The organism is Pseudomonas sp. UBA1879, from assembly GCF_002338065.1.
Lineage (GTDB): Bacteria > Pseudomonadota > Gammaproteobacteria > Pseudomonadales > Pseudomonadaceae > Aquipseudomonas.
Window position 1 is genome coordinate 25,552 of record NZ_DDHJ01000013.1, and the last position, 24,767, is coordinate 50,318.

The 24,767-nt window shown below is 60.1% G+C and carries 23 protein-coding genes; 12 read left to right on the forward strand and 11 right to left on the reverse strand.

Features of this window, described 5'->3' with window-relative positions; genetic code table 11:
- Positions 1–32 precede the first annotated feature (32 nt).
- Positions 33–806, reverse strand: coding sequence for a transcriptional regulator GlcC (gene glcC / locus B3N48_RS12075; RefSeq protein WP_296183901.1), 774 nt, complete (start codon positions 804–806; stop codon positions 33–35).
- A 353-nt stretch (positions 807–1,159) separates the two neighbouring features.
- Between glcC and glcD the strand changes: the two genes are divergently transcribed.
- The 5 genes from glcD to B3N48_RS12100 all read left to right on the forward strand — a co-directional run bounded on the left by glcD (position 1,160) and on the right by B3N48_RS12100 (position 7,785).
- Positions 1,160–2,659, forward strand: coding sequence for a glycolate oxidase subunit GlcD (gene glcD, locus B3N48_RS12080; protein WP_296183903.1), 1,500 nt, complete (start codon positions 1,160–1,162; stop codon positions 2,657–2,659).
- 26 nt (positions 2,660–2,685) lie between these two features.
- Positions 2,686–3,756, forward strand: a complete 1,071-nt coding sequence (glcE, locus tag B3N48_RS12085) for a glycolate oxidase subunit GlcE (protein WP_296184471.1) — start codon at positions 2,686–2,688, stop codon at positions 3,754–3,756.
- A 2-nt stretch (positions 3,757–3,758) separates the two neighbouring features.
- A complete protein-coding gene (gene glcF, locus B3N48_RS12090; RefSeq protein ID WP_296183904.1) occupies positions 3,759–4,982 on the forward strand; it encodes a glycolate oxidase subunit GlcF in 1,224 nt (407 codons plus the stop codon).
- Positions 4,983–5,028: 46 nt separating this feature from the next.
- Positions 5,029–5,436, forward strand: coding sequence for a heme-binding protein (locus B3N48_RS12095; RefSeq protein ID WP_296183906.1), 408 nt, complete (start codon positions 5,029–5,031; stop codon positions 5,434–5,436).
- Positions 5,437–5,607: 171 nt separating this feature from the next.
- Positions 5,608–7,785: a malate synthase G gene (locus tag B3N48_RS12100; RefSeq protein WP_296183908.1), complete on the forward strand. Its 2,178-nt coding sequence runs from the start codon at positions 5,608–5,610 to the stop codon at positions 7,783–7,785.
- 169 nt (positions 7,786–7,954) lie between these two features.
- Here B3N48_RS12100 and B3N48_RS12105 read toward each other — a convergent pair whose 3' ends face one another.
- On the reverse strand, positions 7,955–8,971 hold the full coding sequence (locus B3N48_RS12105) for a LacI family DNA-binding transcriptional regulator (protein WP_296183910.1): 1,017 nt from the start codon (positions 8,969–8,971) through the stop codon (positions 7,955–7,957).
- Between the two features lie 269 nt (positions 8,972–9,240).
- On the opposite strand from B3N48_RS12105, the gene B3N48_RS12110 reads away from it, so the two are divergent.
- The 3 genes from B3N48_RS12110 to csrA all read left to right on the forward strand — a co-directional run bounded on the left by B3N48_RS12110 (position 9,241) and on the right by csrA (position 11,946).
- The gene (locus tag B3N48_RS12110; protein WP_296184472.1) at positions 9,241–9,756 is read left to right on the forward strand and encodes a gluconokinase; all 516 of its coding nucleotides are present in this window, start codon (positions 9,241–9,243) and stop codon (positions 9,754–9,756) included.
- A gap of 114 nt (positions 9,757–9,870) precedes the next feature.
- A complete protein-coding gene (locus tag B3N48_RS12115; RefSeq protein ID WP_296183911.1) occupies positions 9,871–11,223 on the forward strand; it encodes a GntP family permease in 1,353 nt (450 codons plus the stop codon).
- Positions 11,224–11,757: 534 nt separating this feature from the next.
- Positions 11,758–11,946, forward strand: a complete 189-nt coding sequence (gene csrA, locus B3N48_RS12120; RefSeq protein ID WP_062380972.1) for a carbon storage regulator CsrA — start codon at positions 11,758–11,760, stop codon at positions 11,944–11,946.
- Between the two features lie 195 nt (positions 11,947–12,141).
- Here the strand turns inward: csrA and B3N48_RS12125 are convergent, their stop codons facing one another.
- Positions 12,142–12,381: a YdcH family protein gene (locus tag B3N48_RS12125; RefSeq protein ID WP_296183913.1), complete on the reverse strand. Its 240-nt coding sequence runs from the start codon at positions 12,379–12,381 to the stop codon at positions 12,142–12,144.
- A 174-nt stretch (positions 12,382–12,555) separates the two neighbouring features.
- Here B3N48_RS12125 and B3N48_RS12130 point away from each other — a divergent pair, with 174 nt between their 5' ends.
- Complete coding sequence (locus tag B3N48_RS12130) at positions 12,556–13,800, forward strand: M20/M25/M40 family metallo-hydrolase (protein ID WP_296183914.1); 1,245 nt, start codon at positions 12,556–12,558, stop codon at positions 13,798–13,800.
- Between the two features lie 43 nt (positions 13,801–13,843).
- Here the strand turns inward: B3N48_RS12130 and B3N48_RS12135 are convergent, their stop codons facing one another.
- Both B3N48_RS12135 and B3N48_RS12140 read right to left on the reverse strand, forming a co-directional pair.
- Entirely contained in the window at positions 13,844–14,776 is a 933-nt protein-coding gene (locus tag B3N48_RS12135) for a ketopantoate reductase family protein (RefSeq protein WP_296183916.1), read from the reverse strand.
- 157 nt (positions 14,777–14,933) lie between these two features.
- A complete protein-coding gene (locus B3N48_RS12140; protein WP_296183918.1) occupies positions 14,934–16,364 on the reverse strand; it encodes a pyridine nucleotide-disulfide oxidoreductase in 1,431 nt (476 codons plus the stop codon).
- A gap of 910 nt (positions 16,365–17,274) precedes the next feature.
- Between B3N48_RS12140 and B3N48_RS12145 the strand changes: the two genes are divergently transcribed.
- Positions 17,275–17,589 (forward strand): hypothetical protein, encoded by a 315-nt coding sequence (locus B3N48_RS12145; RefSeq protein WP_296183919.1) that lies wholly within the window; start codon positions 17,275–17,277, stop codon positions 17,587–17,589.
- 32 nt (positions 17,590–17,621) lie between these two features.
- Here B3N48_RS12145 and B3N48_RS12150 read toward each other — a convergent pair whose 3' ends face one another.
- The 3 genes from B3N48_RS12150 to B3N48_RS12160 form a co-directional block, all read right to left on the reverse strand.
- The gene (locus B3N48_RS12150; RefSeq protein ID WP_296183921.1) at positions 17,622–18,038 is read right to left on the reverse strand and encodes a hypothetical protein; all 417 of its coding nucleotides are present in this window, start codon (positions 18,036–18,038) and stop codon (positions 17,622–17,624) included.
- Between the two features lie 208 nt (positions 18,039–18,246).
- Positions 18,247–18,510, reverse strand: coding sequence for a DUF1652 domain-containing protein (locus B3N48_RS12155; protein ID WP_296183922.1), 264 nt, complete (start codon positions 18,508–18,510; stop codon positions 18,247–18,249).
- Between the two features lie 366 nt (positions 18,511–18,876).
- Complete coding sequence (locus tag B3N48_RS12160) at positions 18,877–19,353, reverse strand: GNAT family N-acetyltransferase (protein WP_296183923.1); 477 nt, start codon at positions 19,351–19,353, stop codon at positions 18,877–18,879.
- A 411-nt stretch (positions 19,354–19,764) separates the two neighbouring features.
- On the opposite strand from B3N48_RS12160, the gene B3N48_RS12165 reads away from it, so the two are divergent.
- Entirely contained in the window at positions 19,765–20,700 is a 936-nt protein-coding gene (locus tag B3N48_RS12165) for a hypothetical protein (protein ID WP_296183925.1), read from the forward strand.
- Positions 20,701–20,874: 174 nt separating this feature from the next.
- On the opposite strand, the gene B3N48_RS12170 is transcribed toward B3N48_RS12165, so the two are convergent.
- Positions 20,875–21,732: a LysR substrate-binding domain-containing protein gene (locus B3N48_RS12170; RefSeq protein ID WP_296183928.1), complete on the reverse strand. Its 858-nt coding sequence runs from the start codon at positions 21,730–21,732 to the stop codon at positions 20,875–20,877.
- Between the two features lie 111 nt (positions 21,733–21,843).
- Here B3N48_RS12170 and B3N48_RS12175 point away from each other — a divergent pair, with 111 nt between their 5' ends.
- Positions 21,844–22,554: a haloacid dehalogenase type II gene (locus B3N48_RS12175; RefSeq protein WP_296183930.1), complete on the forward strand. Its 711-nt coding sequence runs from the start codon at positions 21,844–21,846 to the stop codon at positions 22,552–22,554.
- Positions 22,555–22,813: 259 nt separating this feature from the next.
- Here B3N48_RS12175 and dctM read toward each other — a convergent pair whose 3' ends face one another.
- Positions 22,814–24,097, reverse strand: a complete 1,284-nt coding sequence (gene dctM, locus B3N48_RS12180; protein WP_296183932.1) for a C4-dicarboxylate TRAP transporter large permease protein DctM — start codon at positions 24,095–24,097, stop codon at positions 22,814–22,816.
- A complete protein-coding gene (locus tag B3N48_RS12185; RefSeq protein ID WP_296183933.1) occupies positions 24,097–24,729 on the reverse strand; it encodes a TRAP transporter small permease in 633 nt (210 codons plus the stop codon). The genes dctM and B3N48_RS12185 overlap by 1 nt, the downstream gene beginning before the upstream one ends.
- Between the last annotated feature and the right edge of the window lie 38 nt (positions 24,730–24,767).

Consider the following 24,767-nt stretch of genomic DNA (forward strand, 5'->3'; position numbering starts at 1 on the left):
GCAACGGGCCTCTAGCGCTCACTCGCCCACCGTCACGCCCAGCCCTCCAATCGCAATGTCGCCCTCACTAAGCGCTGCTCTTCGTTCTCAATCTCTCGCAGGTTCTCGCAAATACTCTGGATGTGCGCCACGGCAGCCTTGCGCGCCTGCTCCGGCAAGCGTCCCGTCACGGCGTTGTAGAGCCGCGCGTGATGCCGGTCGATCTGGCGTTTCTGTTCATGTCGGTGATAGAGATTGTTGACCGAGGCAAACACGGTATTGAGCAACAGGTCCGTCAACGACCGTAACGTCTGCACCAGCACCGGGTTGTGGGACGCTTCGCAGATGGCGAGGTGAAACGCGTGATCAAGCCGCGCATGTTCGGAGGCAGACAGCACGTGATCGTGGGCGGCAACCAGGGCGTCGTAGGCACGGGTGATGAGGACGAAATCGGCGTCAGTGCCGCGCAGCGCGGCCAATCGCGCCGATTCCCCTTCCAGCAGGCTGCGCACTTCGAACAGGTCGTACAGGGTGCGGGGTTGCGAGGCGAACAGGTGCATCATCGGCGACGTGGCCGTGACGCCCAGCCCGCCCATCTGCGCGACAAACGAGCCCTGCCCGTGGCGGGTGTCGATGATGCCCCTGGCTCGTAACAGTTTGAGCCCTTCTCGCAACGCGGTGCGTGATACGCCGAGCTTTTCGGTCAGACGACGTTCGGAGGGCAGCAATTGCCCGACCTTGAGCACGCCGTCGACGATCAGCCGCTCGATGCGCTCGCTGACCACGTCGGCGACTTGTTGCGGACGGGTTGTACCGACGTTTTCCATTGATGTGGCTCCGTGCAAGGGACTCAGTCGCGCTGCCATTCCGTGGGAAATTCCATGCTCGCTGGCAAACCGCATTCGCCAGCAAGCCGGCTCCTACAGAGATTACCCGCCCGTCATAACTGGTATGACCAGCTTTTGATACAAGCAGGCATGGCATCCAAAGCCGCACAGATCATTGATTTGTCGGATTTTTTCCATACCCGCCTGTGCAAATGCCGAAAAAAACTGGTTCGACCAGTGCGTTCTGCCATGGACAGTAAGCCTCGTCAGGCCAATGATGCAACTCAGCCGTAGAACGTTCCAGCTGTGAACGGGCCTTAATCAATAAGAACAAAACAGGGTGGCGAACCCCCATGAATATTCTGTACGACGAACGCGTCGACGGCGCGCTGCCTGCCATCGACAAGGCCCAATTGCTGCAAGCCTTGCAAGCACGCCTGCCGGACCTGGACATCCTCCACCGCGAGGAAGAACTGCGCCCCTACGAATGCGATGGCCTATCTGCCTACCGCACCACACCGATGCTGGTGGTGCTGCCCGAGAGGGTCGAGCAGGTGCAGGCGCTGCTCAAGGTCTGCCACGAACGCGGTGTGCCGGTGGTCGCGCGCGGTGCCGGTACGGGACTGTCAGGCGGCGCGCTACCGCTGGAAAAAGGCGTGTTGCTGGTGATGGCGCGTTTCAACAAAATTTTGCACATCGACCCCGCTGGCCGCTTCGCCCGTGTGCAACCCGGCGTGCGCAACCTGGCGATTTCCCAGGCCGCAGCGCCGTATGACCTTTATTACGCCCCCGACCCATCCTCGCAAATCGCTTGCTCCATTGGCGGCAACGTCGCAGAGAACGCCGGTGGTGTGCACTGCCTCAAATACGGCCTGACCGTGCACAACCTGCTGAAAGTCGACATTCTGACCGTCGAGGGCGAGCGCATGGTGCTGGGCTCCGACGCGCTAGACAGCCCCGGTTTCGATCTGCTGGCATTGTTCACCGGCTCCGAAGGCATGCTGGGCATCATCACCGAGGTCACGGTCAAACTGCTGCCCAAGCCGCAAGTGGCGCGGGTGCTGCTGGCGGCGTTCGATTCGGTGGAGAAAGCCGGTCGCGCCGTGGCCGACATCATTGCTGAAGGGATCATTCCCGGCGGCCTGGAGATGATGGACAACCTCGCCATTCGCGCTGCTGAAGATTTCATTCACGCCGGCTACCCGGTGGAGGCCGAAGCGATTCTGCTGTGCGAGCTGGATGGCGTCGAAGCCGACGTGCACGCCGATTGTGATCGCGTGCGCGCCGTGCTGGAAAAGGCTGGCGCTACCGAAGTGCGTCAGGCCAAAGATGAGGCGGAGCGCGTGCGCTTCTGGGCCGGTCGCAAAAACGCCTTCCCTGCCGTGGGTCGGCTGTCACCGGATTACTACTGCATGGACGGCACTATTCCGCGTCGGGAATTGCCCGGCGTGTTGAAGGGCATTTCCGCGCTGTCCGAAGAATACGACCTGCGCGTCGCCAACGTTTTCCACGCAGGCGACGGCAACATGCACCCGCTGATCCTGTTCGACGCGAACCAGCCCGGCGAACTGGACAGGGCCGAAGGCTTGGGCGGGAAGATCCTCGAATTGTGCGTGAAGGTCGGCGGCAGCATCACCGGCGAACATGGCGTGGGGCGCGAGAAAATCAATCAGATGTGCGCGCAGTTCAACAGCGACGAACTGACCCTGTTTCATTCAATCAAGGCCGCGTTCGATCCCGGCGGCACGCTCAACCCCGGCAAAAACATTCCCACGCTGCATCGCTGTGCCGAATTCGGCGCGATGCATGTGCACATGGGCAAGCTGCCCTTCCCTGAACTGGAGCGTTTCTGATGGGCGCCGAACGTCAACCTCAACCCATGGCGCAGGATCGCGATGCCGTCGACGGGATGCTGGAACAGGTCAATGAGGCCATCCACGTGGGCCTGCCCTTGCGCATTCAGGGCGCCAACAGCAAGGCGTTTCTAGGCCGTGAAGTGGCCGGGGAAGTGCTCGATACGCGGCTCCATCGCGGCATCGTCAGTTACGACCCGACCGAATTGGTGATCACCGCCCGCGCTGGCACGCCGGTGTCGGAGCTGAATGCCGCGCTTGAGGCGGCAGGCCAGATGCTGCCGTGTGAGCCACCGACCTACAGCGACGGCGGCGTGAGCGACGCAACGGTGGGCGGGATGATTGCCGCAGGGCTGTCAGGGCCGCGTCGGCCGTGGTCTGGTTCGGTGCGGGATTTCGTCCTCGGCACTCGGGTCATTACTGGCCTGGGCAAGCATCTGAAATTCGGCGGCGAGGTGATGAAAAACGTCGCCGGTTACGACCTGTCACGCCTGATGGCGGGCAGCTTCGGCTGCCTTGGCGTGATCACCGAGGTCTCGCTGAAAGTCCTGCCCAAGCCTCGGTTGTGCACCAGCATCGCGCTGGAAATCGACAGTGTCCGCGCCCTCGCCCGCCTGGCCGAATGGGGCCAGCAGCCGTTGCCGATCAGCGCGGCGAGCCATGATGGTCGTGTGCTTCGGCTGCGCCTTGAAGGTGGCGAAGGCTCGGTGGCGGCGGCCCATGATCGTCTCGGCGGCGAGTCCATCGACCCGGCGTATTGGGGCGCGCTGAACGATCACCGACTGGATTTCTTCACCGACGGCCGCCCGCTGTGGCGCCTGTCGTTGCCGACTAGTACCGGGGCGCTCGACCTACCGGGGGATCAATTGATCGACTGGGGCGGCGCGCAACGCTGGCTGAAATCCGACGCGCCGGGCAGTGACATCCGCGCCCTCGTCAGCGCCGTCGGCGGCCACGCGACCTGTTACAGCCACGGTCTGTCCGACAGCCCGTTCCAGCCGTTGGCAGAACCCCTTTTGCGCTATCACCGCCAGCTCAAGGCGCAACTCGATCCGCACGAAATCTTCAATCCGGGCCGAATGTACGCGGAGATCTGACCATGCAGACCACCCTGAGCGAACACGCGAAAAACCTGCCCCGCGCTGAAGAAGCAGAAAGCATTCTGCGCAGTTGCGTGCATTGCGGTTTCTGCAATGCCACCTGCCCGACCTATCAATTGCTGGGCGACGAGCTGGACGGCCCTCGAGGCCGGATTTACCTGATCAAGCAGGTGCTGGAAGGCCAGGACGTCACTGAAAAGACCCAGCTGCACCTCGACCGCTGCCTGTCCTGCCGCAACTGCGAGACCACATGCCCCTCCGGCGTGCAGTACCACAACCTGCTGGACATCGGCCGGGCCGTGGTCGATGCCGCTGTGCCGCGTCCGATGGGCCAGCGCGTGGTGCGTGAAAGCCTGCGCGCCGTGGTGCCCAACGCCGGGCTGTTCAAAACCCTGACTCAAATGGGCAACGCGTTTCGGCCGCTGCTGCCCGGTGCCTTGAAGGACAAACTTCCCGGCCAGATCCGGCCAGCCGGGGCTCGGCCCACTCGGCAACACGCGCGCCAGGTGTTGATTCTCGAAGGCTGCGTGCAACCGGGTCTGTCGCCCAACACCAATGCAGCGACGGCGCGGGTGCTGGATCGCTTGGGCATCAGCGTCAAATCCATTGCTGAAGCCGGTTGTTGCGGCGCCGTGGATTACCACCTGAACGCGCAGGAACAGGGGCTTGAACGCGCTCGCCGTAACATCGATGCCTGGTGGCCCAGCGTGCAGGCCGGCGCTGAGGCCATCGTGCAAACCGCAAGCGGGTGCGGGGCGTTCGTCAAGGATTACGGGCATATGCTGCGCGACGACCCGGCGTATGCCGACAAGGCGGCGAAGGTCAGCGCGTTGACCAAAGACCTGGTGGAAGTGATGCGCGCCGAGCCGCTGGAAAAACTCGGCGCCTGTACCAGCACGAAACTGGCGTTCCACTGTCCCTGCACCCTGCAGCACGCGCAGAAACTCGGCGGTGCGGTGGAGTCGGTGCTGACCCGGCTGGGCTTCAATTTGACCGCAGTGCCTGACGCGCACCTGTGCTGCGGCTCGGCGGGCACATATTCGATCACCCAGCCGGTGCTGTCGAAGCAACTGCGCGACAACAAGATGAATGCGCTGGAAAGCGGCAACCCGGAGGTCATCGCCACCGCTAACATCGGCTGCCAGACCCACTTGGCCAGTGCGGGTCGCACACCGGTCAAACACTGGATCGAACTTATCGAAGACGCCTTGCATCCCAATTGATCGCAGGCCGTCTCAGATCACTCATCACACACCCAAGGAGCGCTGCATGAAAACCAAAGCCGTACTGACCCAGACCGAGGTGACCCAGATCCTTGCCGCTGCCCGCGCCGAAGCACAGACCAACGGTTGGGCGGTGTCAATCGCTGTGACCGATGACGGCGGCCATCTGCTGGGCTTCGAACGCCTGGACGGCTGTGCACCGATCGGTGGCTACATCGCCATCGAAAAAGCCCGCACCTCGGCGCTGGGCCGCCGGGAGTCCAAGGGCTACGAAGAGATGGTCAACGGCGGGCGCACCGCGTTCGTCACTGCGCCACTGCTGACGTCGCTGGAAGGCGGCGTGCCAGTGATCGTCGGCGGCGAAACCGTCGGTGCGGTGGGTGTGTCAGGGGTGAAGGCCGATCAGGACGCCCAGGTGGCCAGGGCGGGTGTGGCAGCCGTGAATGCGGGTTAAGAACCTGCCACGCTGCGCCTTCTGTGGGAGCCGGCTTGCTGGCGAATACAGTTTGCCTGCGTCCAACAGGGGACTGACACACCGCCTTCGCCAGCAAGCCGGCTCCCAAGCCCTTGGGGCAGAAACAGAACAGCGTAGATTCATTCAGACATTTTTAACGAGGAGCCCGAGATGACCGAATTCGTCAACAGCCACAGCCTCAAAGTGGCCGCCAATCTGAAACGCTTCGTCGACGAAGAGGTGCTTCCCGAGACCGGTTTGAGCTCGGAGGTGTTTTGGGCGGATTTCGATTCGCTGGTCAACGCGTTGGCGCCGATCAACCGTGAGTTGTTGATCGAGCGCGACCGTCTGCAGACGCAGCTCGACAAGTGGCATAAGTCCAACCCCGGCCCGGTCACCGACATGCCCGCGTACATCGCTTTTCTCGATTCCATTGGCTACCTGCAACCCGTACCCGATATCGTCCAGGCGACCACCCGCAATGTCGACATCGAAGTCAGCGAACAGGCCGGTCCGCAGCTGGTGGTGCCTGCGGCCAACGCCCGCTACGCGCTCAACGCCGCCAATGCGCGTTGGGGTTCGCTGTACGACGCGTTGTACGGCACCGATGCCATTTCCAGCGCCAACGGCGCAGAGATCAAGGCCGGTTACAACCCGTTGCGCGGCGCCAAGGTCATCGCCTTCGCCCGTGCACTGCTCGACCAGGCTGCCCCGCTCGCCGCGGGTTCCCACGTCGATGCCACAGCGTATGCCGTGGACAGCGGCACGCTGATCGTGACGCTGGCCGACGGCAGTCAGACGCCGCTGCTGCAGTCGGAAAAATACGTCGGCTATCAAGGCGACGTCGCCCAGCCATCGGCAATCCTGTTGAAGAACCACGGCCTGCACATCGAAATCCAGCTTGACCCCACCAGTGCCATCGGTAGCACCGATCCGGCCGGCATCAAGGATTTGCTGATGGAAGCCGCGTTGTCGACCATCATCGATTGCGAAGACTCGGTGGCCGCCGTCGATGCCGACGACAAGCTGGTGATCTACCGCAATTGGCTGGGTCTGATGAAAGGCGACCTGACCGAAGAACTGGTCAAGGGGGGCAAGACCCTTACCCGACGCCTGAACCCTGACCGCGACTACACCACTGCCGATGGCAGCCCGATTACCCTGCCCGGACGGTCATTGCTGTTCATTCGCAACGTCGGCCACCTGATGACCAACCCGGCCATTCTGTACGACGGCAACAGGGAAATCCCCGAAGGCATCCTCGACGGCGTGATCACCAGTCTGATCGCTCTGCATGACCTGCACGCGCGGGCCAACTCGCGAGCGGGCAGCGTCTATATCGTCAAGCCAAAGATGCATGGCCCGGCAGAGGTGGCGTTCGCCGATCAGTTGTTCGGACGCATCGAGGACATGCTGAAGATCCCGCGCAACACGTTGAAGATGGGGATCATGGACGAAGAGCGGCGCACCAGCGTCAACCTCAAGGCCTGCATCAACGCGGCCTCGGCCAGGGTCGCGTTCATCAACACCGGCTTTCTGGACCGCACGGGCGATGAGATGCACACGTCGATGGAAGCCGGGCCGATGCTGCGCAAAGGCGACATGAAAGCCACGCCGTGGATCAGGGCCTACGAGCGCAACAACGTGCTGGTCGGACTGGCCTGCGGCTTGCGCGGTCGGGCGCAGATCGGCAAGGGCATGTGGGCGATGCCGGACCTGATGGCCGACATGCTGGAGCAGAAAATCGGCCACCCGCAAGCCGGGGCGACCACCGCGTGGGTACCCTCGCCCACCGCAGCGACCCTGCACGCGCTGCATTACCACAAGGTCGATGTGAAGGCGGTGCAGCAATCGTTGGAGAAGGTCGACCTCGACAGCGAGAGCGAGCAAATCCTGCTGGATTTGCTGAGCGTGCCCGTCGCTGCTGATCCAAAGTGGACCGAAGATCAGATCAAGGAGGAAGTCGAAAACAACGCACAGGGCCTTTTGGGCTACGTGGTGCGTTGGGTCGAGCAAGGCGTGGGCTGTTCGAAAGTGCCGGACATTCACAACGTCGGCCTGATGGAAGACCGCGCCACCCTGCGCATCTCCAGCCAGCACATGGCCAACTGGCTGCACCACGGCGTGATTCATGAGCATGAGGCAATGGAAACCCTCAAACGCATGGCCAAGGTGGTGGACAAACAGAACGCCGGGGATCGGCACTACACGCCAATGACCGAGAACTTCGAGAAGTCGGTTGCCTTCAAGGCCGCTTGCGCGCTGGTGTTCAAAGGCCACGAGCAACCGAGCGGGTACACCGAGCCGTTGCTGCATGAATTCCGCCTGGCGTTCAAGAAGCAAGAGTGATCCTCTGCAGCTGAAACACGGTTTTAGTGCAAGGTGATGATCATCGGTTGAAATGCGATTCACTGTGGGAGCCGGCTTGCTGGCGAACAGGTCATGTCAGACAACGCAGGGAGTTTGAACCCGCGCGTTCGCCAGCAAGCCGGCTCCTACAACTCACCTGATGCAGCCTTTACGTACTTTCCCGCACCACCAATTCGAATCCCAGGTCCACCTGTTCCTCCTGCACATTGCCGTCCAGCAGCCCCAGCAGCAGTTGCGCGGCGCGCTGACCGACCTGTTCGCGGGGGGTGCGGATCGAGGTGAGGCGCGGGACCATATGGGCAGACCCCGGCAGATCGTTGAAACCGATCAGCGACACCTGCTGCGGAACCTTGATACCTCGACGCAACGCTTCCAAAGTCGCGCCCTGCGCCAGGTCGTCGTTACAGAAAAAGATCCCGTCGACGTCCGGATGCGCATCCATCAATTGCGCGAACAGCTCCCCCCCCAGCCCGATCGATGACGGCAGCGGCGTGGACATCTGCAACGCTTCGTCGTACAGCCCTTCGGCTTCAAGCGCTGCGCGAAAACCGGTGCCGCGCTGAATCACCCGTGGGTCCAGCTGCGCCGACACGTAGGCCAGACGCCGACGCCCGCGACTCAGAAGGTGTCTGGCCGCTTCGGCGCCCGCCTGCTGCTGAGAAAACCCCACGCAGGGTTCGCCGCGCTCGGGGTCCAGTTCCATCATGTGCACACAAGGCACGCCACTGGCTGCGAGCAATTGTTGCGCGGCCTGGCTGCGATCGAATCCGGTCAACAAGATGCCCCGAGGGCGGTTGGCCAAATGGCTGCGCAGCAGGTTTTCTTCCTCGGCGGGCGAGTAGTGATAGTTGCCGATCACCACTTCCAGGCCACGGGGGCGCAATACGGTTTGAATTGCTTCGAGGGTTTCGATGAACAACTGGTTGGACAGGGAAGGCACCAGCACGACCACCGATTGACTTTGCGAGGACGCCAATGCCCGGGCGGCAGGGTTAGCCACATAGCCTAGACTCAGCGCAGCCGCTTGCACTTTTTCCACCAGTCCCGGGGCCACCGTCGCCACGCCGCGCAGGGCGCGGGACGCCGTGATGGGCGAGACAGCGGCCAGTTTGGCGACTTCATTCAAGGTAGGACGGCCGGTGGAACGGGAACCAATGCGTGTCATGCGTTGCCAACTGATTGCAAGTGAAAGCGAAGGGGTTGCGATTGTCTCGGATGGGCTCTAAGGTAGCGCTATCTCACGGAGGCCCGCAACTCTTTGACCCACGCGTCAACGGGACGAATGCATCTCATGGATCAGCGAGATACCCATAACAATGACTACACCCGGAAACAGCCTTGCCGGACTTGCACACCTACCGGCAAAGACAGCGCTGTCTTCGGGACGAGGTTCTTATGACTACTGCTCCAAACGCTATCTCCGCCCTCGTGATCATGGGTGTTTCAGGCTGCGGCAAAAGCGCCGTGGGTGCTGAAATCGCCAAACACAGCGGCGGTCGCCTCATCGAAGGCGACGCCTTTCATCCCAAAGCGAACATCGAAAAGATGAGCGCTGGCCACCCCCTCAATGACGAAGACCGCGCTGGCTGGCTGACCCGTCTTGGCGAAGAAGTGGCCGACGCATTGCGCAATGGTGAGAAACCGATCCTGACCTGTTCTTCCCTCAAGCTGATTTACCGAGACCGCCTGCGCGCCGCCGTGCCAGGGCTGGGCTTCGTTTTTCTGGAATTGAGCAAAGAACTGGCGACCGAACGCTGCTCACAGCGTCCGGGGCATTTCATGCCGGCCAGCCTGGTGGACAGCCAGTTCGCAACCCTCGAACCCCCGTACGGTGAAGACCGCACGTTGGTGGTGGACGCTTCGAAATCGATCGAGACCATCGGTATCGAAGCCGCCGCCTGGTGGAAGGCATCACACACCCCATCTGCCACCGCTCTCACCGGCTCCTGATCAGCGATCCGGCGTGAGCGACAAAGATAGCGCTGTCTTTTCAGCACACACGGCAGTGAACGACAGCGCAGAGCAGTAGCTCCAAAAAAACAAAATACAACGGAGAGACACCCCATGTTTGGTATGACTCAAGAGACGTATCTGTTGGTCGATGCGTTGGTGACCATCATTGGCCTCGTGCTATTGATCACCAAGTTCAAAGTCCACCCTTTTATTGCACTGACCATTGCCGCCGGTTTTCTCGGGTTGACCTCCGGGATGCCGGTCGACAAAGTCATGAAATCGTTCCAGGACGGCTTCGGCGGCGTCCTCGGTTTCGTCGGCATCATCCTTGGCCTCGGCACCATGCTCGGCAAGTTGATGGCTGACTCCGGCGGTGCCGACCAGATCGCCCAGACGCTGATCCGCCGCTTTGGCAAGGAGCGCGTGCACTGGGCGATGATGTTTTCGGCGTTCCTCGTCGGCATCCCGCTGTTTTTCGAAATTGGCTTTGTGCTGCTGATCCCGCTGGTGTTCATCGTTGCCCGTCGCAGCGGCGTGTCCATCGTCAAAATCGGTATCCCGCTGTTGGCCGGCCTGTCTGCGGTGCACGGTCTGGTGCCGCCGCATCCGGGCCCGCTGTTGGCCATCGGCATCTTCAACGCCGATATCGGCAAGACCATTTTCTACGGTCTGATCGTGGCGTTCCCGACGGCCATCATTGCCGGTCCGATCTTTGGCAAGTGGATCGCCAATCGCATCCCCGGCAACCCGAACAAGGAGCTGATGGACCAGATCGCCAAGGAGTCGACCAACGACAACCTGCCGAGCTTCGGCATCACGCTGGTGACCATTCTGCTGCCGGTGTTTCTGATGCTGCTGAAGACGTTCGCAGACGTTGCACTGCCGAACGGCCACATCTTCCGCATCTGGATGGACTTCATCGGTCACCCGATCGCTGCCCTGCTCTTCGCCCTGCTGCTGGCGTTCTACACCTTCGGTTCGGCCCGTGGCTTCAGCCGCGAGCAGATCATCAAGTTGCTCGACCAGAGTCTGGCGCCCGTGGCAGCCATCGTGCTGATCGTCGGTGCCGGTGGTGGCTTCAAGCAGATGCTTGTGGACAGCGGCGTGGGTAACCTGATTGGCCACATGGCGGTGCAGGCGCAGATCTCGCCGATCCTGCTGGCCTGGCTGGTGGCCGCAGTGATTCGCGTGGCCACCGGTTCCGCCACCGTGGCGACCATCACCGGCGCCGGCATCGTCGCGCCGGTCGTGGCGCTGGTGCCGGGCGTCAACCGCGAGCTGCTGGTGCTGGCCACCGGCGCAGGCTCGCTGATCCTGTCCCACGTGAACGACGCCGGCTTCTGGCTGGTGAAGCAATACTTCAACATGACCGTGGTCGAGACGCTGAAGACCTGGACCGTGATGGAAACCATTCTGTCGGTGGTAGGCATCATCTTCATCATGCTGTTCTCGCTGGTGGTCTGATTCGCTGACTGCTGCCCCCCATGCCCACCCTCGCGGTGGGCATGTCGTTTATGCGCTTTCTGCACCTTCCCCCTTCGATCGATACGCCAGCCGCCCTTAGCATCCCCTCGAACGGTTGGGCCGACGCTTTTTCTTGTCATCTGTTATCACTTTGCCGTCACGTAATTCGGAAGTCTCCTACACTCCTTTAGGACATCGCGCACAGGCTGAATGAAGAAAAATTTCATCGCCGTCCGGCACGAGTTCTTTGCATTAAATGCGAAAGGAGTGTGCAATAGGCGCCGCTCTGGATCTGGCTATCACCCTCATAGCCAATCAGTAGGGGATTTGTCGCACAAAAGCAGGCAAAAATTCATGTGCCGGTTGGCCTCAGGACACCCAACCAATGACAAGAAGATGAACCTGGGGAATTAAAAACGTGCCAACGGCGTCATATTGATGAACGCATTTGGATGCACTCGGCAATAACCACCACCCAAGGCTAACGCCAGCCTCCTGGTAGAGGCGCTTCAAGAGGCCATCAAGGAAAAGATTATGTTGATACTCACCCGCAAAGTCGGCGAAAGCATAAACATTGGTGACGAAATCACCGTGACCATTCTGGGCGTTCAGGGCCTTCAGGTCAGACTCGGCATCAACGCGCCGAAGAACGTCTCGGTACACCGTGAAGAGATCTACAAACGTATTCAAGCCGAGATCGCGCCCAATCAAGAGCCGCAGTGAGCCCCCCGGTTCATCGTCTTAGCGAGTCATCTGCCGCTACCCAGTGGCAGACACAATCAACGGCGCAAGCCCCGGCGCCGTTTTTTTTCGCCTGGAGTCTGGATCCATCGCCTGTGGGCCCGTAAGAGACACAAAAAAAAACGGCAGGCCACCTATTAGGAGACCTGCCGTACCGACGACTCAGCGCCGGGCGGATCAGTGCAGCGACGAAACCTGTTGGACGATCCTGTCCTTGGCCAGCAAGCGTTTTTCCTTGAGCGTCTTCAGCTGATCGTCCGAGAGCTCTCCCGACGCCCCCTCCGCTTCAACGATATCGGCGTCCAGCGTTTCATAGTCGACCACCAGTTGATTGAGCTTGGCATCCCTGCTCCGATGCTTGCTCAGTTCGTCTTTGGTGATGTTCAAATCGGCATACAAATCGTGCTTGACCGGCATGGTGCGCTGCTCCTCTGTTTGCGGATGTTGAAGTATTGAGGGTAGCTCACGGCAAAGGTTCGACGTTTTGTCGGACAGCGCGTTCGCGGAGCCCGAGGAATTTCAGCATGCACAAACCTGTACAAGCCGCTAGGGTAGGAACCGCAACCTTTCATAACAATCAAGGATTGACACATGCCGCTGCCTTTCACCCGATCCGCCCTCGCCCGCACCCTGGCCCTGAGCCTTGCCTTCGCTGTGGCTGCCCCAGCCCTCGCCGAGCCCCATAAGCAGGTGCAGGCCGATGCCGAACAGTACAAAGATGAAGCGCTGAAACTGTTGGAGCGTCTGGTCAACATCGACACGGGCTCCGGCTACGAGCCAGGTCTGACTCAGGTGCGGGAAATTGCCGTCGATGAGCTGAAGAAACTGGGCGCGACCATCGAGACCATTCCCAACACTGCCCCTGACAAAAGCAGCCACGTGGTCGCCACGCTCAAAGGCACCGGCAAGGCGAAGATCCTGCTGATGGCGCACATGGACACCGTATTCAAGGAGGGCTCGGCAGCGGCACGACCGTTCCACATCAAGGACGGTCGCGCCTACGGGCCGGGTGTAATGGACGACAAAGGCGGGATCGTCGCTGGTCTGTATGCGCTGAAAATTCTGAAGAACCTGGACTTCAAGGACTACGCGCAAATCACTTTTCTGCTCGACGCCAGCGAAGAAACCGGGTCAAAAGGCGCCACCGAGTTGATTCAGAAAGTCGCCAAGCAGCACGACGTGACCTTGAACCTGGAACCCGGTCGTCCCGCCGACGGGCTTGTGGTATGGCGCAAAGGCAGCGCGACGGCAGTGGTCGACGTCAAAGGCAAAGCGTCCCACGCGGGTGTGGCGCCGGAGATTGGGCGCAATGCGGCAATGGAAGCAGCGCATCAGATCCTGCAGTTGGGCCAACTGGGGGACGCGCAAAAGAAAACCACGATCAACTTCACCGTGCTCAACGCCGGGGATCGCGTGAACGTCATTCCGGATCAGGCCACCGCCAAGGCCGACGTGCGCGCGGCAGTCCCCGAAGAATTCGACCGTATTGAAAAAGATCTGGCGCGGCTCTCGGCCAACAAGCTGATTGCGGACACCGAAGTGACCACCCGCCTGGAGCGCGGTCTGCCGCCGATGCCGCAGACCGCCGAATCGGACAAGCTGGTCGACATGGCCCAAGGCATCTACGGCGAAATCGGTCGCAAGCTCACCATCGAGGGCAGCGGTGGTGCGGCGGATGCCAGCCTGTCGGCGGGAGTGGGCGTGCCCACGCTGGACGGTTTCGGGATCGTCGGCGGCAACATCCACACGCCTGAGGAATACGCTGAAGTGGACAGCGTATCGCCGCGGATTTACCTGCTGACCCGGATGATCATGGAGCTGGCGAAGGCCGGGTGATCGATCACCACGGGTCGAAAACGTAGCGAACTCAGAACGTCTGTCACCCCTCTTCGCGTACCCGACGTGCCTCATAGGCTTTGAGGTTCAGGTAGACGAAATCCAGGGGCGACAGGCCTTTCTGTGCCGGGGTACCGCGCCGGGCGCGCATATCGCCAATCAGGTGGTCGACCTCGATGGTCGCGCCGCGCTCGAGGTCCCGCAGCATCGATGCCGTCATCTTCGAGCCGGGAGCCGTGAGCAGCGTCTGGAAGCGCTGGCGCACTTCATCCCGAATCCCGTGATTGGCCTGTGCAGCCACGCCCGCGCATTCCGCCAGCAGCTCAAGGACAAATGACTCGCCTCCGCTGGCGATCACATCGCCGATGCTGGCCCGCGTCGAACCCGTCACGCCCGCCAGAGTGGTGATGAAACACCATTTTTCCCACATCTCCTGGATGATTTGCTCACTCAACGTCGCGACGAATCCTGCGTTGGACAATGCCTCCTCAACCTTGACGATTCTTGGCGTGCGCGCCCCACTCCGCTCGCCGAAGGTGATCTGGTGCAGCTCGTTCAAATGCAGAATCTTGCCCGAGGCGTCGAGATCCACCGAAATGAAGCCCAGCCCGCCCAGTACGTTGTCCGGGTTGAAGCGCTCGGCCAGACGGTCGAGGTGCGACATGCCGTTGAGCATCGGCAGAATCAACGTGTCCGGTCCGACAGCGGCCGCGAAAGCATCCATGGCGGCGTCAAGGTCATAGGCCTTGCAACTGAGCAGCACCAAATCGAAAGTCGTGTCGAGCATCGACGTCATCACATGGGGCGGCGACGGGTAATCGATGTCGCCACACGGACTGCGAACAATCAGACCGTCCTGATCGAGCGCTTCGGCCCGGCCCGGTCGCACCAGAAATGTCACGTCGCGCCCAGCTTCCAGCAATCGTCCGCCGAAGTAACCCCCAATCGCACCTGCACCCACGATCAAAATACGCATGTTCTGTCGATTCCTGGTTGAGACGCTCGGAGTATTCAAACATCCGAGCATAGACGAAGGGATTCGACTCTACCCAAAAGCTTGATGATGACCAACATATTGCAGGCAAAAAAAATCCCGGACCGCGCGGGGGCGGTCCGGGATATTCATCGCGGCATCAGGTTTGCGCGTTTGCCAGCACCGGCCACAGGAACGGATGACGCTGCTCGTCGCGACTGGCGACTTGCTTGCGGCTGAGGCTGACCGGTTGCAGGACCGGCTGTTGCAGACGCTGAAGCACGGCGTCGATGACGGCCCCGCTGGCATCGTGGTGGAACTGCCAGACCCCATAAATGCGCCCATCGAACGAGGCTTCACTGCCCAGACGCGGATCCACCCCCAGCCCGGCACCCAGGCCAAACAGGTGCAAGCCGTAGAGCCGCTGGCCGTGGCTGTCGAGTGGGCAACCGGACGGATCGGAATCCAGTCCCCCTTTGACTTCCATCAGCCTGATGGCGCCGCCGCCCGCGTAATTCAGCGTCGGCAGCAAGGGCTGGTACCCGGTGCACTGCACCACCACGTCAGACTCCGCCAGTGCGTCGCGAGCGCTTTCGTAGTGGCCCTCGGGGCCGTTCTGGGTTTGCAGCAATTGCACGCGCACCCCGGTCTTGCCGATGTGCCCGTTGCTCAGCGCTTCACGCCCGACGTCCAGCGCACGATAGCGCAGACCGCCGGAGCGATTGACCCGACCGGACACCGGGCAAACGTCTTTCAGCGGATCGAACGGGTAACCGGCTTCGATCGCGGCTTGCGCCGTTTCATAAAACAGGCGAATGGGCGACCGGTGCACCAGGGTCACCTCTTTCAAACCGGCGAACTCCAACGCGTCCGCCAGGTTCTCCAACACCGAAAACGCGCTGTGCGAACCGCCCACTACACTGACCCGGCCCTTGCGAGCCAGGGTCGGGGCGAAATAATCGCGCAGTTGCACGCCGTTCATGCGCAACAGCACATCGGCGCTCAGCACCCGGGACGATGGCGGCACGGCAAGGCCCTGATCGGCCAGGCTGTCGAGCAGGTGCTGGGGGTCTTGGCGACCGCCCAGGTTGAGGACGACCGCACGGCAACGAATGCGCCGGGAGCGCCCTTCCGACTCGACCCAGACTTGGTATTCGTCATCGTGGCTCACCACTTCCGTGATGGTGGTGCTGGTCCACAACTTGACGCCGTAGTGCTCGACGATGAAGTCGAGCACCAGCGTCGAGGCTTCCGCCAGCAATTCGGCGACATCCGCCAATTGCGGGGCGCTTTGTGCCTGCCGACGGATGCGCCAGTAGGCTGGCGAATGTTCGAGCGGTTCGAACACATCTCGCAAGGCCGGATCGCGAAGGCAGTCGAGGAACACGTCGCCCACCGAGTTGGCCGTGATCCGGTAATCACCCAACCGTCCCGTGCCCGGCGTCGGGCTCGCATCGACAATGATCAGGCCTTCCTTGGCGAGTTCCGGCATCGCACCGCTTTTCAATGCGTTGAAAAGCAGCCCCATGCCAGCAGGTCCGGCCCCCCCTACTACACAACCGCAAACGGTTTCCAGATGATCTCCATACATAATCTTGACTCCGAACTTAGTCGATGCTTTGAGCGCAGTCCGAAAACTGAACCCTTAAGAACAGGCCTGATTCATCGCCCGTCCTGACGTGACTTCCATTTATGTCGAACTGGATAATGACTTCACAAAAGTTGCTAACAGACATGGGCCGTGACTGCCATCACACGTGGCGGCATGGACAAACGCTAAAACCCCGTTCAGCCTGATTGTGGGATCGGCAAAGCAGTCAGCGTGGGTCTGGGACGCCAATGGCTACACCTGGCCAACTGGCACTTCCATAACGTCAGGCTGATCAGGCAATTAACTAAGCTGAAAGGGGATTTTCCAGAGACGCTACCGCCCTGTCGCCGGGCGTCCTGAATGCCGTATCTGAAAAGGTCAGCTTGGGTAGCGCGCTGGCAGTAACCTGCCAATGACTATCAAAACTGTAAAGCGATAGTTTCAAAAAAGCCGATAAGTGTCAAATTTCCGAGAAAATCGTGAAAATCGCGTTTATATAGTTTAAGTCATTGATTTTTATGGAATCTATTTTTTGACGGCAAAAGAATGTCGCTGATCGTATGGCCAATATGTTTTTAAAATCGATATCCGTTCATAAATTGATAAAACGGAGAAAGAGGACATTAACGGTATACGACCAAGTCCAACTAAGCAGGCGATATTTTGTCGTCATAGATACGTGCATGTTTATCGCGATGCCAAGAACTCTATATAAAAAGTCGCGGCGCCGGAAAGGCAATTAAATGACGCCGGTTTTCCCCCATCAACGCAATGGCACCTTCACTGACGCCACTCTCTGGACCCGATGAACGGCGCCCATTTTACGCAACGAGAACAGAACTATTTCACGCAGATCCCGCTCCATTGTCAGGCTTACGCTTACTTTTGAATGGGCATAGAGGTCGTCGCCATGAATGCTGAGAAAACCCTTCGGTCCAGCATTGCCGAAATCGATTATTCACGGGATACCCTGTTCGGTCCTATTCCCATGCAGGCGACTTGCCGAGTTCGGCTGGCAACCATTGAGCATGACGGGCACGCTTTGCGCGAACTGACCATTATCGGTGATGTACCGGACTACTTGAGCAAATCGTCGATCATTCGCGTGGCAATGGACGGCCGCATCGAGGCAGGGCCGGTGCGCGATCATTACGCCACCGAGGACAGCGGCGAAGCCCAATTCCGCTTGTTGTTCGAAAACGAGCACCGCCGGCGTGCCCATTGAGTGCGTCGACTCCTGAGTGGTGCGACGCAGAATTAGCGGTTTGAGGGGATCGGGCGAACATCCGACTCGGCATGCAATTGCTGGCGGCGTTGCATCAGCGCACGGCTTAGCGAACCTTGTGCCTGTGACGGATCATGCTCAGCCGGGACAAGATTGGCCGAATCAATCTCCACTTGCTGACCGTATCGCAACCCTTCCAGCTTCGGGGCGGCCTCCAGGATCGGATCAGGCGGCAACAGGCGTTGACGCTCCAACTCCGTCATCGGCGGCTGAAACGACGCATTGCGCGCTTCCAGACGTTGCAGCATGAGCAGGATGGCCGCCACACAGACCGCTGCGATGCTCAACAATGCGCCGATGCCGATCATCACCTTGCGTCGGCGAAGCACTTTCCAGACAGTCGCCATCTGAGCGGTTCTCTGGGCACTTTCGGGCTGGGACTCAGCCATGCACTCCCCTCTAGCGTAAAATCAAATCCGGATCGGCAATGTGCCGATGCTGGCGGCCTAAGATAAAAGGTAAACGGTCGCATTTCCACTGGCTTTTAAAGCGCCGCCTGTGTCGGCCTCCCCGCGCTGGCTATCTGGCCAAAAAAACGCCCAAGACAAGAACATTGTCGTGGGCGTCATAGTGGCTATTGGCGCATTGCCGCTGCGTTCAACTGGCCAGCGCGTGCTTGTGCATAGATTGCGCGTCTTGCAAATCAGCGCGCAACTTAGCGATCAAAAGACTCAGCGCACGGCTGGTATCGAGCTTATCGAGCCTGATACCACTGACCAATAGCTCCTGCCGTTTGGTGACGGGATCAATGACTTCAACGGTCATGATGTCGTCAACCACCGTGCAGTTGCAGGCGCCGGGCGAAAATCCACTCTCTATGATGTTGCGCAATTCAAGGTTTGAAAGCGTGCATGCGATCATCGGCGATACCCTCCTGAGGCGGTCCCTGTCCCCTGTGTACAGTCACTCGCCTGACTCACTGTCGAGAACTACCCGTCGCCCTGTTTCGTCCTCATTCATCGCGTGAAACCCGTGTTGCGGGCGATTGGTTCCGTTATACCCCTCGCCCCAAAGTGAAGCAATTGCCTGCAAACGAGCGCCCAAAGTTGGGCTTAGAGTGTGATGACGTCGAAAAAACGTTTCATCATCGCCAAATGATCGAATAATCCGCCATGGGGTGTGATGCCTTGCTTTTTGATGCAGCAAAACGGCGCCTGAATGCCCTCGTTAGTTACCTTCCATTCGTCGGCGCGCCTCCTACGGACCGACGAACGACATGCAATGCGATCAGGCGTGAGACAAACGAAGATGAACAAGGGCAACTCGGTTGCCGCGTTTATCTTGCCGCTCTTCAATGGCGAAAGGCTTGAAGCCCAATTTGGGATAAAACAGCAGACCCGGCACGTTGTGGTTGAAGCACGACGCGGTCAATTCTTTAGCCTCGTGCTTACCGAATGCCAACTCCATCATGCAGCCGATCATGTAGCGGCCAACACCTTTTGAACGGGCATGGGGCGCGATGATCACGTTACCCATGGAGCAGCGGCCGCGAAAATCGTATTTGGAAAAATTAGCGAAGCCGACGACCTCACCGTGGAGCTCGATCACCGTATTGTCCGAGCGCTGCTCAATGGCGTCAGTCAGCTGTTTCGGGGTCAGCGGAAAGACCGCCTTGGGGAACATGTAGAAAAGCTCGTCAACACTCTGAGGCATGTCACAAATAGCCGGAATGTCTTTTTCTTCCAGGGGGCGATGGAGAAACATGTCGGATAACCTCTTGAAGAATCTGGAGCTGAGCGGCAACTATAAGCCAAACACTGGCATCAAGACATCACCGAAGAGATGCTGGATTGCACGGTTGCGTTATTCCGATGAAGCGCATCGGCACGGGGTTGAATGTCTAGGACCGTCTCCCAATAAAAATGTGCCCGATTGTTTCGCCTAGATCGCGAGTTACGCGAGGATCTACCCGCAACCCACTGATGGCTGTGAACTAATTGCAACCGGGCAGAACGCCCGCGTGATTGAGCCGCTTCATGCAAATTGCATGAACGTCAGACTTTTAAACATTTCTAACACATTGATTTATAAGGCTTATATTGGGCTTGAGGGGTGGCATATCCCCTGCAACAGTCTCCGGCGAAGTACCACATTATTCGCATGGAGCAACACAAGATGAACGTCACGCCTGATTCATATCCTGCCGCCGTAGAAGAGTCCTCCTCCGTCTCAGGGGTTTCCTGGGGCGCCATTTTTGCCGGTGCTGCTGGCGCCGCCGCGCTATCACTGATTCTCGTCCTGCTTGGTTCGGGCCTGGGTTTCTCGGCCATGTCGCCGTGGGCTAACGACGGCGCGAGTGCCAAAACCCTCGGGATCTCAACCGTGGTCTGGCTGGCCTTCACACAGATCGTCGCCTCGGGTCTCGGCGGTTACCTGGCGGGCCGTCTGCGCGTGAAGTGGTCGAACATGCATGGCGATGAAGTGTATTTCCGCGACACCGCCCATGGTTTCCTGTCCTGGGCAGTGGCCACCCTGGTCGCCGCGGTACTGATCGTCAGTTCGGTGAGCGGTCTGGTTGGCAGTGGCGTCAAAGCCGGCGCCAGTGCAGTGGCCGGTGTTGCCGGTACCGCCGCTGTCGCAGCCGGTTCGGCTGCCAGCAATACCAGCAGTGACCAGTACGGCTATTTCGTCGACAGCCTGTTCCGTGACGACCGCCCTGCAGCGGTGAGCGATGACGCCGCACGTGGTGTCGTGGTACGCATTTTCACCAAGACCCTGGCGAATGACGGCCAGTTGGCACCTGAAGACCGCAACTACCTGGCGCAACTGGTCGCTCAACGCACCAACCTGAGTCAAGCTGATGCCCAGGCGCGTGTCGACCAAGTTTACGGCCAAGCCAAACAAGCTGTCGCCGATGCCAAGCTGAAAGCGCAACAGGCCGCAGAAACCGCGGCGAAAGTTGCAGCTGCCAGTGCCCTGTGGACCTTCGTAGCGCTGCTGTGCGGTGCCTTCATCGCCAGCCTCGCAGCCATCTGGGGCGGCCGTCGTCGTGACGCTGTGACCTACGTTGAAACCCGCGCCTACGCGCCTACTGCCAACTCTATCCGCTGATCAAGGAGATACATCATGCGCTCATTACTTCTGTGGTTCCTGGGTGTACCTATTCCGGTGATCATCCTGATTGCATTGTTCATGCATTGATCGAGTCGTAGACAATCCGCGCAGAGCCCCTTTAAAACACCGGCCTGCGCGGATTTTTTTCGCCTGGAGCAAAGCGCGCCTACCTCAAACGTCGGTCATGCCCGCTTTCATGTAGTCCACGAGTGTCTGCTGCACAGTGGTCAACAGCCGATGGCCGCTGATCAGCGCCAATTCCGTAGGAGGCACCGGTGCAAAGCCTTCCTCCTCGCGTAGCAGCCGATGATCGTCGCGCATCGCCGAGGCTGGCAACAGGCTGATACCCAGCCCCGCCGACACTGCCGCCTGAATCCCCACCAGACTTTGACTGGCGAACGCCACCCGCCAGCGCCGAGCAGAGGCTTCGAGTGCGTGCACGATGCGGTTGCGATAAATGCAGCCTTGGGGATAGACGACGAGGGGCACGGGGTCATCGAGGGTCAGCACGTCGCGCCCGACCACCCAGTTCACCTGCTCCGGCCAATTGGCGAGCGCCCCGTCCTGCCTGGGTGACCGCTCACGCTTGACCAGCGCCAGGTCGATGTCCTTGCTTTCCAGCCGCGCGTGCAGCTCGACGCTCAGTCCGTTCACCGTGTCCAGCCGGATGTGCGGATGCGCGTGGGCGAAACCTGAAAGCAAGGTCATCAAGCGCTGCACGTCAAAATCCTCCGGGACGCCGAGTTTGACCACCCCCGCCCCGTCGCTGCCACACAGCACGCTGTGGGCTTCCAGCGCCAGCGACACCAGACGCCGGGCGTAGCCAATCAGGCGCTCGCCGTCTTCCGTGAGTTCGATGTGCTTGCTCGCGCGCTGGCGCAGTAACAGTGGGCGACCCAACTGCGCCTCCAGTTTGTGGATCTGCTGGCTGACCGTGGACTGCGTGCGATTGACCCGTTCGCCGGCTTTAGTAAATCCACCCGAGTCGATCACAGAGACAAAGGTGCGGAGTAATTCGAGGTCAAACATGGCGGGCCTCTGACATTTGATTAACGAATTATTTGTACAACCTAATTTAATTTTACGATGCACACCACGGCTTTTAGAGTGCCTAACACCTACTCGCACACGGAGCCGATCATGACCGCGTCCCCTTCACGTCCACGCTGGCTGACCTTCGATTGCTACGGCACGCTGATCCAATGGGACGAAGGCCTGCTTCGCTACGTTCGCCAACTGCTCGAACGCAAAGGCCAGGCGACACTGCCCACCGACGCGTTCATCGCGGTGTACGACCGCCACGAACACCGTCTGGAACAAACCGCGCCTTATCGCTCGTTCGCGGACATTTCACGCCAGTCGATGGCGCTCACGCTCGATGAACTCGGCTTGCCTTGCGAACCTGAGGACGCCGAAGGGCTGATTCGACGCATCAGCCAGATGCCGCCGTTTCCAGAGGTGCTGGCGACGTTGACGTGGCTGAAGGAGCAAGGCTTTCAGCTGTGCATCGTGTCCAACACCGACGACGCCATCATCGCAGGCAACGTCGCGCAGCTAGGGGGCCACATTGACCGGGTGATCACTGCGCAACAGGCCCAGGCGTATAAGCCTGATCACCGGCTGTTTCTGCATGCCTATCAGCAGTTGGGCGTGGGAATGGATGAGGTGCTGCATATCTGCGCCAGCCCGCATCTGGACCTCGAAGCGGCCAAGGGCATGGGCTTTCGGTGCGTGTGGATCGACCGTGGAACCCGACGCAAGCCGTTGCCCGACTACACACCCGATGCGACGCTGCCGGACCTGTCTCAGGTGCCGGACTATATCCGCAGCAAGGGCTGGGCGAACGAATAGGGAAACGAGGCATCCGCTGGCGTTTGCGGAGGGAGCAGCAGTGCCGTGCGCCCAACCCCGACACCCCGTCAGCTCAGGGAGCGCCATATCCCTCACAGCACAGGGTTACGAACAGTACGGCGTGTCCAAGAGGTGACGCAATAGCATGTCGATCCGGTGATTTCAAAGCCGCGACAACGAAAAAGGCCCCCGAAGATTCAAGGAATCGACGAGGGCCAAGGCACTGCGCTCACAGTTCGGTTACAGGCTCAGCGAGCCCTCAAGGCATGCCCAGCCAGTTCGGCAAGGCCAGGGAAATGAATGGCACGTAGGTCACCAGAATCAGGAACAACAACAGGATAGACAACCACGGCAGCGCCGCACGAATGGTCTGCCCCAGCGTCAGGCCAGTCACCGCCGAAGTCACGAACAGGTTCAGACCCACAGGCGGATGCACCAGGCCAATCTCCATGTTCACCACCATCACGATCCCCAGGTGAATCGGGTCGATCCCCAGCTTCGTTGCGATCGGGAAGAAGATCGGTGCCAGGATCAGCACGATGGCCGACGGCTCCATGAAACTGCCCGCCACCAGCAACACGACGTTGACCATGATCAGGAAGCCGATGGGTGTCAGGCCCTCGGAAATAACCCAGTTGGTGATCTGCTGAGGGATTTGCTCGGTGGTCAACACATGGGCGAACAGCATGGCGTTGGCGATGATGAACATCAGCATCACCGACAGGCGACCCGATTCCAGCAGCACTTTCGGGCAGTCTTTGAAGCTCATGTCCTTGTACACGAACAGCGCGATGAACGCCGAGTACACCGCTGCCACGGCGGCGGCCTCGGTCGGGGTGAACATGCCGCTGTAGATACCGCCAAGGATGATCACCAACAGCAGCAGGCCCCAGAACGCCCGTTGCGCCGTGTGCAGCCATTGGCGGAACGACACGCGGGGTTGCGCGGGCAGTTTCTTGACCCGGGCGACGATGTAGATCACCACCATCAGGATCAGGCCAAGCAGAATCCCCGGCACCACCCCGGCGATGAACAGTTTGCCCACCGAGGTTTCGGTCGCCGCCGAGTACACCACCATCACGATGGACGGGGGAATCAGAATGCCCAACGTACCGGCGTTACAGATGATCCCCGCGCCGAATTCTTTCGGATAACCCGAGCGCACCATCCCCGCCACGGCAATCGAGCCGACGGCCGCTACGGTGGCCGGCGACGAGCCCGACAACGCGGCGAACAGCATGCACGCCAGCACTGCCGCGATCGCCAGACCGCCACGGATGTGGCCGACGCAGGCGTTGGCGAAATCGATCAGCCGCTGCGCAACGCCCCCGGTGGTCATGAACGCGCCGGACAGCAGGAAAAACGGAATCGCCAGAAAGGTGTAGCTGTCGGAGGTTTCGAACAGCTTGATCGCCAGCGAACTCAGCGAATCCTGGCTGAACAGCAGAATCGACACTGCGCCGGACAAACCCAGCGAAATCGCAATGGGCACACCGAGGAACATGAACACAAACAGCAGGAGGAACAGACAGAGAACGGTCATCAGTGTGGCTCCTCGTTGGGGTTGGCCAGCTTGCTCGCTTCCGCCGCTTCATCGGCCAGACCCAGCCCGGTCTGACGATGGGTCCAGATGCGATAGAGGATTTCCAGATAACGGGCAAACACCAGGGCAAAACCGAGGGGCACGATGACGGTGATGTAGGCCACCTTCACACCGTAGCGGTCCAGATCTTCGGCCCCGATACCGGCAACGAACAACGCCGAGACCCACTTGTAGCTGGCCACCAGAAACAGACCGGCGTACGCCAGGCAGCACGCGCAGGCCAGCATCGCCAGGATGCGCTGCACCGGTTTGCTGGTTTTCTTCACCAGCGCATCGACACCCAAATGCCCGGCAGTGCGGACCCCGTAGGAAATACCAAAGAAGATCAGCCAGCCGAACAGCGCCTTGGTCAGCGCCACGCTCCATGTCATGCCCTGGGCGTAGCCCATCAGGTGGTCGCCGATCCCGGCAAAAAAGTCGCTGCTGACCGCCCATTGATCGCTCAGGCTATAGAACAGCGTGTAAATGTTGTTGAGCGCCACGTAAACGAACGTCACGAGGGTCATGGCAGCCAGCAGAAAGGCGATGAAGCCCTCCTCCAGATGCTCCCAGAGTCGCGTCAGCGATTGCATAAGAATTCTCCGCACATAGAGAGAGCGGCCACCCGTTC

What these genes read in the sequence shown, in the direction of transcription:
- B3N48_RS12110 (WP_296184472.1), top strand. Translation starts at nt 9,241, where the DNA reads ATGGGTGTTTCAGGCTGCGGCAAAAGCGCCGTGGGTGCTGAAATCGCC.
- B3N48_RS12130 (WP_296183914.1), top strand. Translation starts at nt 12,556, where the DNA reads ATGCCGCTGCCTTTCACCCGATCCGCCCTCGCCCGCACCCTGGCCCTG.
- B3N48_RS12160 (WP_296183923.1), bottom strand. Translation starts at nt 19,353, where the DNA reads ATGTTTCTCCATCGCCCCCTGGAAGAAAAAGACATTCCGGCTATTTGT.
- B3N48_RS12125 (WP_296183913.1), bottom strand. Translation starts at nt 12,381, where the DNA reads ATGCCGGTCAAGCACGATTTGTATGCCGATTTGAACATCACCAAAGAC.
- B3N48_RS12100 (WP_296183908.1), top strand. Translation starts at nt 5,608, where the DNA reads ATGACCGAATTCGTCAACAGCCACAGCCTCAAAGTGGCCGCCAATCTG.
- glcF (WP_296183904.1), top strand. Translation starts at nt 3,759, where the DNA reads ATGCAGACCACCCTGAGCGAACACGCGAAAAACCTGCCCCGCGCTGAA.
- B3N48_RS12155 (WP_296183922.1), bottom strand. Translation starts at nt 18,510, where the DNA reads ATGATCGCATGCACGCTTTCAAACCTTGAATTGCGCAACATCATAGAG.
- B3N48_RS12165 (WP_296183925.1), top strand. Translation starts at nt 19,765, where the DNA reads ATGAACGTCACGCCTGATTCATATCCTGCCGCCGTAGAAGAGTCCTCC.
- B3N48_RS12140 (WP_296183918.1), bottom strand. Translation starts at nt 16,364, where the DNA reads ATGTATGGAGATCATCTGGAAACCGTTTGCGGTTGTGTAGTAGGGGGG.
- csrA (WP_062380972.1), top strand. Translation starts at nt 11,758, where the DNA reads ATGTTGATACTCACCCGCAAAGTCGGCGAAAGCATAAACATTGGTGAC.
- B3N48_RS12185 (WP_296183933.1), bottom strand. Translation starts at nt 24,729, where the DNA reads ATGCAATCGCTGACGCGACTCTGGGAGCATCTGGAGGAGGGCTTCATC.
- glcD (WP_296183903.1), top strand. Translation starts at nt 1,160, where the DNA reads ATGAATATTCTGTACGACGAACGCGTCGACGGCGCGCTGCCTGCCATC.
- B3N48_RS12175 (WP_296183930.1), top strand. Translation starts at nt 21,844, where the DNA reads ATGACCGCGTCCCCTTCACGTCCACGCTGGCTGACCTTCGATTGCTAC.
- B3N48_RS12145 (WP_296183919.1), top strand. Translation starts at nt 17,275, where the DNA reads ATGAATGCTGAGAAAACCCTTCGGTCCAGCATTGCCGAAATCGATTAT.
- B3N48_RS12095 (WP_296183906.1), top strand. Translation starts at nt 5,029, where the DNA reads ATGAAAACCAAAGCCGTACTGACCCAGACCGAGGTGACCCAGATCCTT.
- B3N48_RS12135 (WP_296183916.1), bottom strand. Translation starts at nt 14,776, where the DNA reads ATGCGTATTTTGATCGTGGGTGCAGGTGCGATTGGGGGTTACTTCGGC.
- glcE (WP_296184471.1), top strand. Translation starts at nt 2,686, where the DNA reads ATGGCGCAGGATCGCGATGCCGTCGACGGGATGCTGGAACAGGTCAAT.
- B3N48_RS12105 (WP_296183910.1), bottom strand. Translation starts at nt 8,971, where the DNA reads ATGACACGCATTGGTTCCCGTTCCACCGGCCGTCCTACCTTGAATGAA.
- B3N48_RS12170 (WP_296183928.1), bottom strand. Translation starts at nt 21,732, where the DNA reads ATGTTTGACCTCGAATTACTCCGCACCTTTGTCTCTGTGATCGACTCG.
- dctM (WP_296183932.1), bottom strand. Translation starts at nt 24,097, where the DNA reads ATGACCGTTCTCTGTCTGTTCCTCCTGCTGTTTGTGTTCATGTTCCTC.
- glcC (WP_296183901.1), bottom strand. Translation starts at nt 806, where the DNA reads ATGGAAAACGTCGGTACAACCCGTCCGCAACAAGTCGCCGACGTGGTC.
- B3N48_RS12150 (WP_296183921.1), bottom strand. Translation starts at nt 18,038, where the DNA reads ATGGCTGAGTCCCAGCCCGAAAGTGCCCAGAGAACCGCTCAGATGGCG.
- B3N48_RS12115 (WP_296183911.1), top strand. Translation starts at nt 9,871, where the DNA reads ATGTTTGGTATGACTCAAGAGACGTATCTGTTGGTCGATGCGTTGGTG.